This window comes from Leptospira idonii (assembly GCF_004770995.1).
Lineage (GTDB): Bacteria > Spirochaetota > Leptospiria > Leptospirales > Leptospiraceae > Leptospira_A > Leptospira_A idonii.
On record NZ_RQHW01000047.1, the window covers coordinates 418,385 to 434,659 of the forward strand.

Here is a 16,275-nt window from a genome sequence, read left to right on the forward strand (position 1 = left end):
TCGGGAAAAGAGGGGTGAAACAATGAACAAACGAATTCCAATCTCATTTCTACTTATGGCTTTGTTAGTTGCCTGCAGCGGGAAAACCTCTTCCAATGCGGCAGCTACTGCTGCTTTGTTCCCTAAAGAAACAGGTGCAGACGGATGCACAGTTTACGGACTCAGCACGCAAGTAAAAGCGGGATACACTGGAATCACTACCTCTTCTCAGTCGGTAAACTATCGTTTATCGGGACAAACTTATTATGCAGTCCTTCAAATTGCTGGAGCACAAATCGGAACCAATGTCGTACTCAACAGAGATCTAAAACCGAATATTTATAATTCATCCAGTTGCCCCTTGGATTTGGATGCAGCTCCTTTAACTAAGGAAGGAACGGAATACACCAGAACTGTGGCAGATACCACAACGATTTCCTTTTTGAAGTCGGGAAGTTATTTGTTATATCTCTATCAACAGCCGGATCCGAATACAACACCTACCACAGTCCTGACGACTGGAACACCTGTGCAGGCGATCTCAGGCGATTCTCTGACTGATATTTTGAACGGTGGTTCTACCACCACTTTCAAGTTTGCTTGCGACGGAGTCGCAACTGGAGTTTGCCAGAATTATTACGGATCTTTCTCCTCCTGTCTTTTCGGAGGAACCAAACAATCCGGAAAATGTACCGAAGATGGAACAGTTGTGGGGTCTTGCAAAATCGCCCAATCGGGAGTGGGCACAATCGTTTCCGTATATCGACCTTCTTTGGATCTTTCTTCCGCACAGGCCCTCTGTACATCTCCAGGAGTGTTCCAAGCGGGAACTACAGTGCAAACTCCTTAAATCCCTTCTATTTTCTTCAAATTCTCTGGACGTCTCCCCCCTGGTCTAATGTATGACTATGGTAGGGGAATTGTTCGTATGAAAACGATGTTTGAGAAAATTTGGAATGACCATCTTGTCGATGAGGAGAATGGTACTTGCATTATTTATATCGATCGTCATCTGGTTCATGAAGTTACCAGCCCGCAAGCATTCGAAAGTTTGAAACTGACAGGAAGAAAAGTCCGCAGACCGGACGCAACTTTCGCCACTATGGATCATAACGTATCCACTCGTTCCAAAGATTGGAAAACGGCAGACCCTGTTTCCGTGTTACAAATGCAGACTCTTATGGACAACTGCAAAGAAAACGGAATCACTCTTTTTGATACGAATCATCCCGACAACGGAATCGTTCACGTAGTCGCTCCCGAATTGGGAATCACTCATCCTGGTTTAACTATTGTTTGTGGGGACTCCCACACTGCCACTCACGGCGCTTTCGGTGCTCTTGCTTTCGGAATCGGAACTTCCGAGGTGGAACATGTTCTTGCCACTCAAACTCTGGTTCAGACAAAACCGAAAACTTTGGAAATCAGAGTGGATGGAAAATTATCTCCCCTCGTTTCCGCAAAAGACATCGTACTTGCTATCATTGGAAAAATCGGAACGGATGGAGCCACCGGTTACGTAATCGAATTTACCGGGGAAGCCATTCGTTCTCTTTCTATGGAAGGAAGAATGACCATCTGCAATATGGCGATTGAAGCGGGAGCGAGAGCCGGTTTGATTTCTCCTGACGAAACCACTATTTCCTACATTCAAGGAAGAGATTACGCTCCTAAAGGGGAAGAATGGGATCGTGCCATTCAAAAATGGCGTTCTTATGCAACCGATCCCGGTGCTAAATTCGATAAAACGGTCGTTCTCAATGCGAATGAAATTTCTCCTATGGTGTCTTGGGGAACTTCTCCCGGACAAGTTGTACCTGTGACTTCCTTGGTTCCCGGACCGAATGATTTCTCAGATCCGATTCAGAAAAAATCCGCAGAATCCGCACTCGCCTATATGGGGTTAAGTGCCGGTCAAAAAATTTCAGACATACAAGTAAATAAGGTATTTATCGGATCCTGCACCAACTCCAGAATCGAAGACCTAAGAGTGGTCGCAGACACAGTGAAAGGAAAAAAAGTAAGCTCTAAAGTGGAAGCAATCATCGTTCCCGGTTCGGGAAGAGTGAAACGCCAGGCTGAGAAAGAAGGTTTGGATAAAATCTTTTTGGAAGCAGGGTTTCAGTGGAGAAATCCGGGTTGTTCCATGTGCCTTGCGATGAATGATGATGTCCTTTCTCCCGGAGACAGATGTGCATCCACTTCCAATCGTAACTTCGAAGGAAGACAAGGAAAAGGGGGAAGAACCCATTTGGTCGGTCCTGCTATGGCAGCAGCTACGGCGATCGAAGGTCATTTTGTCGATATCAGAGATTGGAAATAAGGAAAAGTCATTATGAAAGCATTTACTGTTTTAAACGGAATCGCAGGTTTATTAGATAAAGCAAACGTAGATACCGATCAAATCATTCCTAAACAATTTCTTAGAAAAATAGAAAGATCAGGATTCGGTAAACACTTGTTTCACGACTGGAGATTTTTGGACGATGCAGGCCAAAAGCCCAATCCCGATTTCGTATTGAACCAGCCAAGATACGAAGGTGCGAATATCCTAGTGACTAGAGATAATTTCGGATGCGGTTCTTCCAGAGAACATGCTCCTTGGGCTTTGGAAGATTACGGATTTCGTTCCGTCATTGCTCCTTCTTTTGCTGATATTTTCTTCAATAATTGTTTCAAAAACGGAATGCTTCCCATTGTTCTTTCCGAAGACAAAGTAGAGGAAATTTTTCAAGCCATCGATAAAAAAGTAGGCGCAAAATTAACCATAGACTTGGAAAAACAGACCATCGTTACGGAAGAAGGGAAATCCTATTCTTTTGAGGTGGATTCTTTTAGAAAACACTGTTTACTGAACGGTTTGGATGACATCGGACTCACTCTTCAAAAAGAAGACAAAATTAAAAAATTTGAAAGTTCGAATCAAAAAGAAGTTCCCTGGCTCTATAAAAACGTTATATAATCCTTTTCATGATTCAAAAATTCATTCGATTATTAGCATTTGCTTCGGTGATCACTTCCATCACATCTCTTTTTGCGGCGGATGATCTCCTAATCCAAGACACCAAACTCGGTTTGGGAAAAGAAGCGATGAGAGGCACTACTGTTACGGTTCATTACACCGGCAAACTCACTAACGGTAAAGTATTCGATTCTTCCGTAGACAGAGGAGAACCGTTCACTTTCGATTTGGGTTCCGGGCAAGTGATCCAAGGTTGGGAAAAAGGAATCGCTGGAATGAAAGAGGGCGGTAAAAGAACTTTAACCATCCCTCCTAGACTCGGTTACGGCGGTAGAGCTGTAGGACCGATCCCTGCCAACTCGACCTTGATTTTTGAAGTGGAACTGCTCAAAGTAAAATAACCTATGTTAGACCCGATTACGAAAGGAATTGACGACTTCGGAAATAGCTTATTACAAGCGTTAAACAACGTCCAAGGTTTCTTTGGTAAGGAGTTATCCGTTGCCAATCCCATCAAAGATAATGTTCTTCAGATGATCGGCAACACTCCTCTCATTCGATTGAATCGGATCGGTTCCGAATATTCAGGAATTCATTTTTATTTAAAAGCGGAGTTTCTCAATCCTACGGGCTCCGCAAAAGATAGAACGGCGCTTGCCATGTTCATCGATGCGGAACGAAGAGGAAAATTGAAGAAAGGAATGTCCGTAGTTCTTTACGGCGCCGGTTCCTCTTCGATCAGTTTTACTTGGATCGGGAAACTCAGAGAATACCCTGTGTATTGTTTGGTGCCGCTGCAAACTTCCCAAGAAAGAATTCAAATTTTGAGAAGTTACGGTGCGGATGTGACTGTCACAAACGAGTCGGACTTGAATCGTTTGGCGGAATTGGCGGAAGCCAAAGCTCAGAAAACAAACGGTTGGATTCCTGATGAACATTCGAATCCTGCAAATCCTAACTTTCATTTTAAAACGACCGGTCCCGAAATTTGGAGAGACTTACAAGGCAAAGTAGGTGCTGTAATTTCCGCACCCGGTTCAGGTGGTGCTATCACTGGAATCGGACGTTATTTGAAATCCCAAAACTCCAAAGTAAAGGTGATCATTTCAGGAAAACAAAACTCTTCCTTTTTGAGATACGGAAGAGCAAAAGATAAAAAGGAACAAGAATCCATTTCTCTTCCTTCCGTTTATGACCCCAAACTCATCGACGATTACTTCCAAGTTTCTCCGGAAGAAGCCCTTCACTTGCAGGCAGATCTTTATGAAAAAGAGGGCATCTTTGCCGGATTAACAACAGGAACCGTCATCGTTGGAGCTCTTCGTTTTTCCGCAAAGATACATGAGGAAGAGACTAGAAATTCGAAAGAACCTTTCAATATCATCATTCTTTCGCCTGATAGAGATTAGTTTACCACTTCTCTTTTTCTTCGCCCAGATAAAACTGCCTCATAATATTGAAACCCAGACAAAATTCCTGTTTGAAATAGTCGTAGTCCCCTCCTCGGAGTAACTGCGTATGGGCAAGCGCTCTTGTATTGGAAACAAACACTTGGAACACATGTCCTCCCGTTTCCAAATCGAATCCCAAGGCGAAAGGAACGAATCTATGTTTTACTGGTTCATTCAAAACGATATTTCTGGCAAAGACATCTGCTAAAGTAATCGAACCGTTCGCCAGTCCTTGGTTGATTTGATCGCTTGTGTACTGAGTGATACCGGAGAGTTTCGTCTTTTGGGATTCAGTTGCATAATTATCTCCGAAGTAGTCTCTGTGAGGAGCGAGAAGAGAATCGAAGGTGATGTCGAATCGGTTGGTGATTTTGATCCTTCCTCCGATTTCCAATCCGGCTCTGTCGTTTGCAATCTGGTAGGGAGCGAAGTTTCTATGGACGAATAGGGGAGAGATCTGTAATGAAATTCTTTCCGTAAATTTTCGAGAGATGAGAAGAGATGCCATATAGGATCTTTTGTCCGAATCGGAAAGTTCGTATGTATTCAGATCCTTATTGATTTTGTTGTCTATGACCGACTGTCCCGTCCAAGCTCGATTGTAATAATTGAATGTGAGTGATTGATCCGTTGTTTCCTGACCTAAAACACCAAACAGACTGATGGTGAGAGGAAACCCGTCGTTTTGGGATACAATTTTGAATTTGGTTCTGGCTTCCCAAGTTTTGTATTGGGAAGTTCTGGCGACTCCTACACTCAGCCTGTCCGTAATTCCATAGTCGAGTGAAAGTTGAGTGTTGGCTCCGTCGTCCAAACCGAAGAAATTTTCGAATCCCGTTTTTGCGTTTCCGAATCTATGATTGAATCGAAAGACCAAATTCTTTTTACCGATATCTTCCGTGCTAGGCATAAAGATCATGCTTGAGCCCATAAAATGTGTTGTGGACATGGGTTCTGAAAAAACGGGAAAGGGAAATGCAAATAATGATGGTAATGCGATGATAAAAATACGGAAAAATTTCATTTTATCCTTCTTTTTTGAATATGATTTTGGCTCTGACTTTGATTTCAGGGCTGATCTTGTAGAACAACATCTTAGGGACTTCGATTTTATAATCTTCCAATCGAATCTCGAATAATGATTGTAATTCTATCCTTCCCGAACTTCCTGCAACCGTTCCCGTAAGAGAAACTTTTTCCCGTTTCACTCCGTGTAGTTCCAAACTTCCCAGAGCAGTCACTTCTCCCGTTTCCTTGACCTCTTTCACCTCACCTATGTAAATCGCTTTCGGATGGATATGTGTTTCCAGATAATTATCTTGCAGATGGGATGTTTGCAGTCGATTGTCCGTGCTGAAATCCTTTAAGTCGATGATTACTTGGATCTGTTTCGTTTTAGGATCCAGAAACCCTGAAACTGTTTCTCCTTCCCCGTAGATGGTTTCCAGTTTGGATTCGGACTTGAATTGGATTTTTCCGGATTCTATTTTCCACAAGGACTGTGCTTCGGTAGATACGGCTGTCGAAAAAAGAATCACACTAAGGAAAACATAATTCCATTTCATGGAGAAGAACCTCCCAAAATCCAACAATAAATGGCCTTGTCTATTGCTTGGTTCGTATGGATTGCCATCGCTCCCGTAGATTGTTCCTTATAAAGGATGGATGTGGTAGGACTTCCCGGGTTGGTGTATCCTTTCACTTGGCTGTATGAGGTAGTGTCGTAACGAACGGAACCGTTGTGGCAGCCGGAGGTACCACAAGTGCTGTTAAAGCCCGCAGTCGCAAGACTGGAGAAGGCCGGAGAGGGAGTTTCACAGCTGGGGATGGGAAATTTGCCTGCAGCGCCGGAAGCTGTAGAGGAAGAGGAACTTGCCAATCGGGAAAGAAGAAGGGCTCCTAAAGCGGTGTCTTTGTCTTTTTCACTTGCTTTTTCATAACTGCAGCCTGTGAAAGAAAGAACCAAGAACAAACGGAAAATAAGGGATAAGGGTTTCATGGATTTATATTTTGCCTTAACGGCAATTAAAAATAAGCATAAACCCCGAGTAGTGTAAATTTATTTACAAGTTAAGATTCTGATCTTTTCTCCAAAATATATTTCATATATAGAGTTTTTTGATTTCGGAAAGAGATTCTCTGGCGACTCTTTCTCCCAGTTCTATGAACTCTGCACTTCTCCAAAATTCGAACCAGTTTGAGTTGGGCAGGATAGGATTCAAATACACATCCGCCTCTTGGGCAGAGTATTTTCCGATTCTATACTGCAAGGAATAAAGACTGTTTACGATGATATCCAAAACATTCAGGTTGAGAAGTTTATTCGTTTTCATCTGATCTCTGGAAGAAGGCATGGAATTGATCGCTATGATTCTCTCCACACCTTCCTTTGTTAGGGGAGAAACGGGGAGAGGATTTACGATCCCTCCGTCCACATAGGTCTTTCCGTTTTCCTGAGGTTGTGGAACGAAAACCCCTGGAATCGAAATGCTTGCCATCACCGCATCCAACACCTTCCCTTCGGAAAGAACGATTTCTTGTCTGTTGGAAATATCGCAAGAGATGAGCCTCAGCTTTACGGGAAGGTCTTCGAAATAAAGATCTCCCAAATATTTTTCCAACATATTTCTTACGTTTTTTCCATGGAGAAGTCCTTGTCCCGGAAAAGACAAATCCACGAGTTTCAGCATTTTGAAAAAAGAATCTATTTCAGCTAACAAAGGTTTAATTCCTTTGTATCCCAGACCGCTGGCCCAGAATGCACCTACGATGGCACCGATACTGGTTCCTGAAATCATATCCAAACTGAGTCCTTCTTCTTCGAAGACTTTCATCACTCCGATTTGAGCCAATCCTAACGCAGCTCCTCCTCCCAAAGCGAGCCCTACTTGGACTCCTGAAAGTTCTCTTGCCTTTCTGCGGATATGGATTTCCAGTTTACCATGATCGATGATCGTATCGATGGGAGTTTCATGATACAGAACGTCGTTGGATCTGGATTCTTCGGAAAGAAATTCACAGACTGTTGGAAATTCTTTTTTGAGATCCTTTCCGAAGGTCACAAGGTTGTCCACATTGTCGGATTCATCTAACAAGGATTGGATGAGTTCGGGAGGATCGTCCGGAAATACTTCCAGAAAAATAAAGGAATGAGTGGAATAATGTCTGCCTAAACTGTCTTTGATTTTGTCCGGATCTCTGAATCTATATTGTTTGATATAACCCGATTTTTCCAATTCTGCGGAAATAGGCTGATTGAATCGGAGTATCACAGATTTTTTGCCGGATTCTTTTTCGATGGCTTCCGCAAGTAGCACCGAATAGTAGTTAATTGCAGTCGGATTTGAATGAAGAATACAAACTACGGAATTGCGAAAGAATTCTTTGCTGCCTAACAGTTCGTTTCGCAAAGTTTTGGTCAGCATTTTGGAGAAGGCAGTGGATAAGATAGGGATTTTTTTCAGTAACTCCCTGAATTCTTTGGGAGATAGAACCAAAAAGCGGGAGTCGCTTAATGTTTTGGCGTTATGAGAATGATTTTCCCCTGTGAGAAGGGAATGGATTCCGAAGTATTCCCCTTTCTTTAAAATCTGAAGTTCTTCCTCTTTGGTTTCTCCTTTTGCAGGATTAAAAATGGAAACGGAACCGGACAAAATCAAATAAAGACTTTGATCTTCTCCACCTTTTTTGTATAGGATCTCGTCCCTTTTCGCTTCTACGATTTGCACCGCATCCGCTACCCAATGGAGTTCTTTTTTGTTCAGGTTTCGAAACAGTGGCAAACCTGATACTAAGTGAATTTTACCGTCGAGATCTTTCATTTTCTCTTTCCTAAAACCAGAATTTATTTCCTGAAAGAAATGAAATTTGGTTTTTTATGCATTTTTCGCTTTTTTTGTTGACTAGTTATGCGTATAGTGCTATTTATATGTTTAGTAAACAGGAGTCTGTATGATCACTCATTTAAAAATTCGCGATTTTGCTCTTTTGGAATCCCTGGACCTGGATATTGGGAATGGACTGTCGGTATTTACGGGGGAATCAGGCTCCGGTAAATCCCTTGTTTTCGACGCCATCACTTCTATCTTGGGGGGCAGGTGTTCCACAACGAATATACGCACAGGGAAAGAAAAATATTCTCTGCAGGCAATCGTTTCCTTGAAAGAACATCCAGAAGCGAAAGAATATCTCACCAAACAAGGGTTCCAGTGGGAAGGAGAAGAAATCATTCTCAGCAAAGAACTTTTGAAAGACGGAAAAGCCAGAGTGAAAATCGGAGACTCCCTTGCTTCTACTTCTCATTTGAGAGAACTGGGAAAATGCATTGCGGAAATCCACAGCCAAAACGAACAACTTTTCCTTTTGGAAAAAACGCACCAATTGGAGTTTTTGGACCGATTCGGTCATTTGGAATCCATGAAGGCCAAGGTGAAACTTTCTCTGCAAAACTTCCGCCATTGGAAAGACAAATTGATTCATTTCGATGAAACTCTCAAACATTCCCAAAAAAGAAAAGAAACCCTTTCTTATGAAATCGGAGAAATCGAATCCGTTTCTCCGAAAGAGGGCGAGGACGAATCCTTATCCCAAGAAGAAAGGTTCCTTGCCAACGGAGAAAAACTATCCGAGAACTATCGTTATATTTTAGAGGAACTTTCCGATAAGGAAAATTCCATACTCAAAACATTTCCTTCTCTCATCCATGCTATGGAAAAAATTTCCCAACTTCTTCCAGAAAAACAAACCTTAAGAGAAGAATGGGAGGAAGTTTATGATCATCTAAAGTCTTTGAGAACCACATTGAGAGAGGATGAAGAGGAATTATTTTTCAGTCCAGATCGCCTGGATATGGTGCAAACCCGCTTACAAGAACTCACCCGTCTCAAAAAAAAATACGGATGTGGGGTTCCCGAAATTTTACAACAACTGCAAGAAAAAAAGGCGGAAATGGAAAAATGGAGTTTGGAAGAGGGAGACAGAGACTTTCTCGTTCAAAAACACGATCAATCTCTGGTAGAACTGAAAGAATTGGTATTTCAATTATCTCGTGCTAGGCGAAATGTTTTGTCTCCTTTTGAAGAAGAAGTGCAAAAAGAACTTCATGATTTGGGGATGGAAGGAAGCAGGCTGCAAGTGGTGCTTCGTTGGGAAGAGAATCCGGACGGTGAAGTAGAAGAAGGTTCCAAATCTTATTATCTTTCCGAATCCGGTTTGGACCAAGTGGAATTTTATTTCAGTGCCAATGTGGGAGAAAAGCCCCGTCCGCTGCGCAAAGTGGCTTCGGGTGGAGAGTTGTCTCGTGTGATGCTCGCACTAAGGAGTGTCTTAGGGAAATTCAGCCCTGCACCTCAAATTTTGATTTTGGACGAGATTGACACCGGTTTGGGGGGAGAAGCAGCCAATTCTCTTGCCTCTAAATTGAAAAAATTGTCCAGAAACTCACAAATTCTACTCATCACTCATACGCAACAGATTGCGGCGACAGGGGATCAGCACTTCCGCTTGGAAAAACATACGGAAAATGGAAGGACCATCGCTTCCGCAAAAGATTTGAATTATGAGGAAAGAAAACGGGAACTCGCTCGAATGATCGGAGGCAAACAATTGACCCAAGGAGTCTTAAAAGCCGCCACTGATTTGTTACAAAAGAAAGCGGTTTAATTCCGGGAAAAAATAGTATTTGGCGAAAAAGGGAAGAAAGAAATCCTTATTCTGTAGTCCTGAATTGGGGTCATTTCATGTTCTTTCCTTTCGCTAAATCAGAATCATTTATTTCGTGGATTCCACCTGAATCCATCCCTATTATTATTTTGTTAGTTTCCCTCGTAGGAGTGACCATCATTATCGAAAGATTGGTGTTCTTTTGGAGACTCAAGCCCATCTCTCAAGACGATTTTCGAAAAGTCAGAGAATTGGCGAGAGAATCCAAATGGGATGAAGGAAGAGATCTTCTTGCTCATAAGAGCCAATCCCCGGCATCCATCTTACTTCAACTTGCATTCGATCTGAAGAGAAGAAATATTCCTTACTTGGAAGATGATGTAAGACAAGAAGGTTACCGACAAGTGAGCCTGATGGAAAAATATCTTACCAGTTTAGGAACCATTGCGACCATTGGTCCTCTTTTGGGAGTTTTGGGAACCGTTGTGGGAATTGTTCGGTCTTTTGCTGAAGGTATGGGATCGAAAGGTGCGGAACTAGGAATTTCTGAAGCTCTCTATACGACTGCTATGGGTTTGGCGGTGGCGATTCCTGCTTATGTTTTTTATAATTATTTTTCCAAATCGAAAGAAGAACGAATTGTGGAAATGGAAAACGTAACGGAGCTAGTTCTCCCTTATTTAACAGAAGAGCGAAAATAAGTTTATGAAGTTTCGTAAGAAGCAACAATCTTTCAACAATATCGAACTTGCCCCATTGATTGATGTTATTTCTTTTATCGTAATTTATTTTTTAATGAATGCCACTTTGGAGAAAAATACGGCTCTCAAAGTGGAGTTGCCTAGGTCTTCCAGTGTTTCCAAAGAGAAACAAAAAGATGAACTCATCATCACCGTCGACAAACAAGGCAAAGTATTCCTGGATAAAAGTACCGATCCTGTCGCACTAGAAGCATTGACGGAACGAATCAACGGGTTTTTAGGTCCTGAAAAGGAAAGAGATCCGAAGAAAAACAAAGTGATCATTCGCGGAGATGGCGGTGCCTCTTACCAAATTGTTGTGAAAGTGATTGATGCTGTGAATGCAGCAGGTGTGAGTCGATTTAACTTAGCAATGGTAAAAGGCACTTCAAAATAAGTTTTTGAAACTCAATAAGTTTTATTCTTTCTCCCTTTTTCTATTCTGCTTTGTACTGCTGTTCTCCGTAAAGTGGTTTGCTCTTTGGTCGAATCGATCCGCTTTCATCGATAAAAGAATCACAAAAATAGAATTTTCCGGAAACAAAAACACTTCCGGAAACGATATTTTAGATCTAGTAGATATGAGACCCGATATGGTTCTCACCAAAGATCTATTAAACGCCGATATGAGAGCGTTGTTTCAATCCGGATTTTTCTTTCAAATCGACATCCAAGGGGAGTTAGACGGACCTGACGGAGTCAAAATTTTAATCGTAGTCAAGGAAAGACCCAGAGTCAAAGACATCGACTTTATCGGAGCCGACGAGGTATTCCCTTCCGATTTAAGGGAGAAAATCCCTTTGAAAGAGAACGAAGTCATCACTCCTAAAAAAGTGACTCTTTCCAAAGAAGTGATCCTTAAAAAATACAGGGATGAAGGCTTTTTTCTAGCTTACGTTCGGTTTGAAACCGATCCTGTAGATCCTGAGACCAACACGGTTCGAGCGAAATTCATCATCGATGAAGGGGAAGAAATCCCCGTATCTAAAATCAATATTTTCGGAAACTCAGAGGTAGACACTTACGAAATCCAGTCCATTTTGGATTTGAAAGAAAGTGGCCTTATCGAATCCGGCGTTTTTAAAGAATCCGCATTTGAGACCGACAAACAAAAAATAGTCGGTTTTTTGAAAACCAAAGGTTATGTAGATGCGGAGCTCAGCAACGACGGAACGAATTGGGAAATTCGATGGGAAAATCCCAAGAAAAAAGACAAACGTGTTGTCGTAGTTAATTTTAAGTTAACCGAAGGAGAACAATATTACTTCAACGGTTACTCCACCGCTCACGATATGACTTTGGGACCGACAGGGATGCCTCTTTATTTGAATAAAGAAAACAACCCTGTGGGAACTCCTCCCGATGAGTGGAAACCTGTTTATGAACTGAAACACCTAAAGGAACAATACGAGTTCGCTGACAATGATGTAGGAGAAGTGTTCGATGAGTCCCGATTTCAAAAAGACAGGGGATCTATCAACGAGGCTTATTCCCAAAAAGGTTATCTTTTCGCTCAGGTAATCCCCAGAAGAAGGATCGTAGAGTTATCTGAAGAATCTTTGAGTCGTTACGAAAATTGTTCCGTTCGAACCAATCCCGACGCAGTTAGGGATTGTGAAGAAGAATACAATCGTCTAAATATTGCTAAATTAAGGGAACTCTACCAAACGAATAAGGATCTGAGAGGTAAAAAATTCATCCATGTGGATTTTACCATCAGGGAAAATAACCTGGCATTCGTTGAAAACATCATCATCAAAGGAAATAAAAAAACCCAGGATCGTGTGATTCGAAGAGAGCTGCTTTTCAAACCGGGAGATCTTTTCAATTCCACGTTAGTAAACCGTTCCAGAGAAAGAATCTTTAACTTGGGTTATTTTAAAGAGGTAAACTTTAACATGCGCCCCGGTTCCGATGAGACGAAAATGAACCTCATCATCGAACTTTTGGAACAGCCTACCGGGACTGTGTCCATGGGGGGTGGTTACGGAACCATCACTGGGTTCTCCATTTTTACTCAGTTAGGTGAAAATAACTTGAATGGAACGGGGCAACAAATCAACGGTCGTATCGAATTCGGTCCCATCCGTCGTTATTTGCAGTTGTCCTGGACTGAACCTTGGTTCAACGATAAGCCTTGGTCTTTGACTTTATCCGCCTTTTATTCCTCCAGAACCTTGTATGTGGGAGCGACTTCCATCACTGAAAACAACAACCAAGGGATTAAGGAAACTGCTTCTTACGAAAGATCGGGAGTCGGGGTCAGTGCGGGGATCGGTCATAGATTTTTGATCAACTGGACTCACTTCCATAGATATTCTCCTTCTTTTTTCGCATCTACCAGACCTACCTCTCTGGTTTCCGATCAGGTTTTGGCGGAAGTGGACAGGGGTTGGCAATTTCGTTCTCAGTTGACCAATGGTATTGCTTACGATAACAGGGATAATGTGTTCAATTCCACCCAAGGTTTCAACATGATTTTCTCTGTAGATAATGTGGGTCAGTATTTGGGAGGGGAAAGCCATTTCGATCAGTTCAGCCCTATTTTAGAATATTATCATACTTGGTTTGACTATACTCTTTTCGGTTTGATTCGTAAAAATATGCTGAAACGATGGAGAGTGGTTCAGCAGTTCCGTACTTCTTCCGTTTTTACTTTCGAACGTTCGCCAAAATACAGGGCTCAGGATAAGGAAAAAGTTCCTTACGTTCAGGTTCAGGACCGCCTTTTCCTAGGGGGATACGAATCTTTGCGTGGGTGGTTTTTTGATGATAAATACTATCCTGACGAATGGAAAAACGGTGCGGCACACAGGGTTCTATTCACTTCCGAACTTCGTTTTCCGATCGAACCTTCGCTTCTTTGGTTCGTCGTATTCTTGGATGCGGGTGCCATGTACGAAGAGATCAATAAAGCGGTCGGGGAGAGAAAAGAATATTTTCAAAATTACGATGCTACCGTAAGAGCCCAAAGGATGACAGATCCTGTAGGAACTTATTATTATGAAAACTACAACGCTTACGGTCAGAAACTTCCCATGTCTCCTTTGGATCTGAACGATCCTGAAAGATTGGTTCTTTCCGCTAAAAACTTATCTTTGCAAAACTTCAAATACTCTTGGGGTTTCGGCCTTAGGATTCAAATTCCAGTGCTTCCTCTTCGTCTTTATTTTGCACAAAAGATTCGTTATACGGGTGTGGCGGATCGTCCTTTCGGAGTTTATCCCGACAATAACAGCTTTCAATTCGTATTTGGTATCGGGGATTTGCGTTTTTAGTGGATTTAACCGGTTTAAATCCCGAACAGACAAAGGCTGTTGTAACTGTAGATGGACCTGTTTTGATTTTAGCAGGAGCCGGATCCGGCAAAACGAGAGTCATCACTTATCGAATCGCCAAACTTGTAATCGATGAAAAAGTTTATCCCAATCGAATTTTAGCGGTTACTTTTACCAATAAGGCCGCTCAGGAAATGAGAGAGAGGTGCCATTCCCTTCTAGATACATCCAACTCGGAACCTTTCATTAAAACATTTCACTCTCTTTGTTTGTACATTCTTAGAAGAGAAGGAAAGGTTTTGGGGTTGGGTTCCAATTTCACTGTTTATGACAGCGATATGCAGGAATCCTTAATCAAAGAAATTTTGAAAAAGAAAGATCTGGATACTAAGGAATTCCGTCCCGCTCATCTAGGAAATTTATTTTCGGGCGCCAAAGATTCTTTCCAAACGGCAGAGGACTATTCCAGAAAGAACGATCACGATTCGTATGCAAGAACCGTTTCTGAAGTGTTCCTCGCTTACGAGAATGAAAAACAGAAAAGAAACGCTCTCGATTTCGGGGATTTGATTCTCAAAACGGTTTTATTGTTTCGCGACTTCCCTCTGATTTTGGAAAAATACCAAAACCAGTGGAAATACGTTATGGTGGATGAGTATCAAGATACGAATAAAATCCAATACCATCTAGTAAAACAATTAGCTTCCTCACACAGAAATATCTGCGTGGTGGGGGATGACGATCAGTCCATTTATTCCTGGCGTGGTGCCGATATTTCGAATATTCTAAATTTCAGCAGCGATTATCCGGATGCTTTGATTGTGAAACTGGAGGAAAATTATCGTTCCACCAAAACGATCATTGAAACCGCAGCTAGCATCATTTCCAATAATTCCAGAAGAACGGACAAAACCTTGAGAACGAACAATCCTCAAGGCGAAAAAATCCGTGTCACCGCTTACCAAAACGAAACGGAAGAATCGGCTGGCATTCTACAAAAAATCGTAAAATATAAAACGGGAAACACACGTTATTCGGACAATGCGGTTTTCTATCGAACCAACAGCCAGTCTCGTTACTTCGAAGAAGCTTTTCGAAAAAAAGGAATTCCTTATAAAATCTTCGGTGGGTTTCGTTTCTTCGACCGTAAAGAAGTCAAAGATCTGGTCGCATATCTTTCCGTAATCGTAAACCCAGTCGATTCCACTTCTCTTCTTCGTATCATCAATTCTCCTCCCAGAGGGATCGGAGATACCACCATAGGAAGACTCACTCAGTTTTCCATCGACGAAGGAATTTCTTTGTTCGAATGTTTGTCCCGCAAAATTCCGGATGTAAAAAAAGGAACCGCAGGCAAATTAAAAGATCTTTCCAAACTCTTCGAAGATATGATCGAAGAACACGAGAAAAAGGCTTCTCCTTCGGAGATCACATACGAGGTTTTGGAACGTTCCGGTTATAGAGAGTTTTTGGAGAATGAAGGAACGGAAGAAGCGATTTCCCGTTTGGAAAACCTGAACGAATTCGTAAACGCATTGAAGGAATACGAAGAAACCACTCCCGATCCAAGTCTCGAGGAATATCTGGGAAATATCTCGCTGATTACGAGTGAAGACAATACGAAAGATTTAGCAGATTATGTAATTCTAATGACGGTTCACAATGCGAAAGGTTTGGAATTCAAAAACGTCTATATGGCGGGAATGGAAGAGGGAACCTTCCCTCATTTTTTGGCAAGCGACAGCAAAGACGGTTTGGAAGAAGAAAGAAGACTCTGTTATGTGGCGGTCACTAGAGCCAGAGAAAAATTGGAAATCAGTGTTTCCAGATACACTCGTAAATTCGGAGAAGTGGAAGCCAGAATCCCTTCTCGATTTTTGGAGGAGATTCCGAAAGAATATCTGATCGGAGAATGGATCGAATCCGCTTACGGAGTGAGAAGACCGGAAAGAACGCCTCAAGCTTCCGGGATTAGTACGAAAGGAACGCCTGAGGATAAATACGAATCCATTTCCGCCCAAAAATCTTCCGGCGAATACAGGGTAGGAATACGAGTTAGACATAAGGTTTATGGAGAGGGAAAGATCATCTCCATTTCGGGCACGGGGGACAATCGTAAGGTAGAAGTGCGTTTCGGTGCCCATACGGAGAAAAAATTCTTATTGGCATACACACCCTTAGAGATAATCTCTTGAACTAAAGAG

14 protein-coding genes are annotated in these 16,275 nt (G+C 42.1%); 10 read left to right on the forward strand and 4 right to left on the reverse strand.

Annotated elements, in window-relative coordinates; genetic code table 11:
* The first annotated feature begins 22 nt into the window (after positions 1–22).
* The 5 genes from EHS15_RS13960 (at position 23) to EHS15_RS13980 (ending at position 4,350) form a co-directional block, all read left to right on the forward strand.
* Entirely contained in the window at positions 23–829 is an 807-nt protein-coding gene (locus EHS15_RS13960) for a hypothetical protein (RefSeq protein ID WP_135761174.1), read from the forward strand.
* Between the two features lie 78 nt (positions 830–907).
* Positions 908–2,302: a 3-isopropylmalate dehydratase large subunit gene (gene leuC / locus EHS15_RS13965; protein ID WP_135761175.1), complete on the forward strand. Its 1,395-nt coding sequence runs from the start codon at positions 908–910 to the stop codon at positions 2,300–2,302.
* Positions 2,303–2,314: 12 nt separating this feature from the next.
* Complete coding sequence (leuD, locus tag EHS15_RS13970; RefSeq protein WP_135761176.1) at positions 2,315–2,941, forward strand: 3-isopropylmalate dehydratase small subunit; 627 nt, start codon at positions 2,315–2,317, stop codon at positions 2,939–2,941.
* Positions 2,942–2,949: 8 nt separating this feature from the next.
* Positions 2,950–3,342, forward strand: a complete 393-nt coding sequence (locus EHS15_RS13975) for an FKBP-type peptidyl-prolyl cis-trans isomerase (RefSeq protein ID WP_135761177.1) — start codon at positions 2,950–2,952, stop codon at positions 3,340–3,342.
* 3 nt (positions 3,343–3,345) lie between these two features.
* Positions 3,346–4,350 (forward strand): PLP-dependent cysteine synthase family protein, encoded by a 1,005-nt coding sequence (locus EHS15_RS13980; protein ID WP_135761178.1) that lies wholly within the window; start codon positions 3,346–3,348, stop codon positions 4,348–4,350.
* A 1-nt stretch (position 4,351) separates the two neighbouring features.
* Here EHS15_RS13980 and EHS15_RS13985 read toward each other — a convergent pair whose 3' ends face one another.
* The 4 genes from EHS15_RS13985 to EHS15_RS14000 all read right to left on the reverse strand — a co-directional run bounded on the left by EHS15_RS13985 (position 4,352) and on the right by EHS15_RS14000 (position 8,213).
* Positions 4,352–5,416 (reverse strand): DUF5777 family beta-barrel protein, encoded by a 1,065-nt coding sequence (locus EHS15_RS13985; protein ID WP_135761179.1) that lies wholly within the window; start codon positions 5,414–5,416, stop codon positions 4,352–4,354.
* Between the two features lies 1 nt (position 5,417).
* Positions 5,418–5,957, reverse strand: a complete 540-nt coding sequence (locus EHS15_RS13990) for a YceI family protein (RefSeq protein ID WP_135761180.1) — start codon at positions 5,955–5,957, stop codon at positions 5,418–5,420.
* Entirely contained in the window at positions 5,954–6,391 is a 438-nt protein-coding gene (locus EHS15_RS13995) for an LIC11213 family lipoprotein (protein ID WP_135761181.1), read from the reverse strand. The genes EHS15_RS13990 and EHS15_RS13995 overlap by 4 nt, the downstream gene beginning before the upstream one ends.
* Positions 6,392–6,494: 103 nt before the next feature.
* Positions 6,495–8,213: a patatin-like phospholipase family protein gene (locus EHS15_RS14000; protein ID WP_135761182.1), complete on the reverse strand. Its 1,719-nt coding sequence runs from the start codon at positions 8,211–8,213 to the stop codon at positions 6,495–6,497.
* 130 nt (positions 8,214–8,343) lie between these two features.
* Between EHS15_RS14000 and recN the strand changes: the two genes are divergently transcribed.
* The 5 genes from recN to EHS15_RS14025 all read left to right on the forward strand — a co-directional run bounded on the left by recN (position 8,344) and on the right by EHS15_RS14025 (position 16,266).
* The gene (gene recN, locus EHS15_RS14005; protein WP_135761183.1) at positions 8,344–10,053 is read left to right on the forward strand and encodes a DNA repair protein RecN; all 1,710 of its coding nucleotides are present in this window, start codon (positions 8,344–8,346) and stop codon (positions 10,051–10,053) included.
* A gap of 77 nt (positions 10,054–10,130) precedes the next feature.
* Positions 10,131–10,754, forward strand: a complete 624-nt coding sequence (locus EHS15_RS14010; protein ID WP_135761184.1) for a MotA/TolQ/ExbB proton channel family protein — start codon at positions 10,131–10,133, stop codon at positions 10,752–10,754.
* Positions 10,755–10,758: 4 nt separating this feature from the next.
* Entirely contained in the window at positions 10,759–11,190 is a 432-nt protein-coding gene (locus EHS15_RS14015) for an ExbD/TolR family protein (protein ID WP_135761185.1), read from the forward strand.
* Between the two features lie 55 nt (positions 11,191–11,245).
* Positions 11,246–14,071, forward strand: a complete 2,826-nt coding sequence (locus EHS15_RS14020; RefSeq protein WP_476737713.1) for a BamA/OMP85 family outer membrane protein — start codon at positions 11,246–11,248, stop codon at positions 14,069–14,071.
* Positions 14,071–16,266, forward strand: a complete 2,196-nt coding sequence (locus tag EHS15_RS14025) for an ATP-dependent helicase (protein WP_135761187.1) — start codon at positions 14,071–14,073, stop codon at positions 16,264–16,266. The genes EHS15_RS14020 and EHS15_RS14025 overlap by 1 nt, the downstream gene beginning before the upstream one ends.
* Positions 16,267–16,275 lie beyond the last annotated feature (9 nt).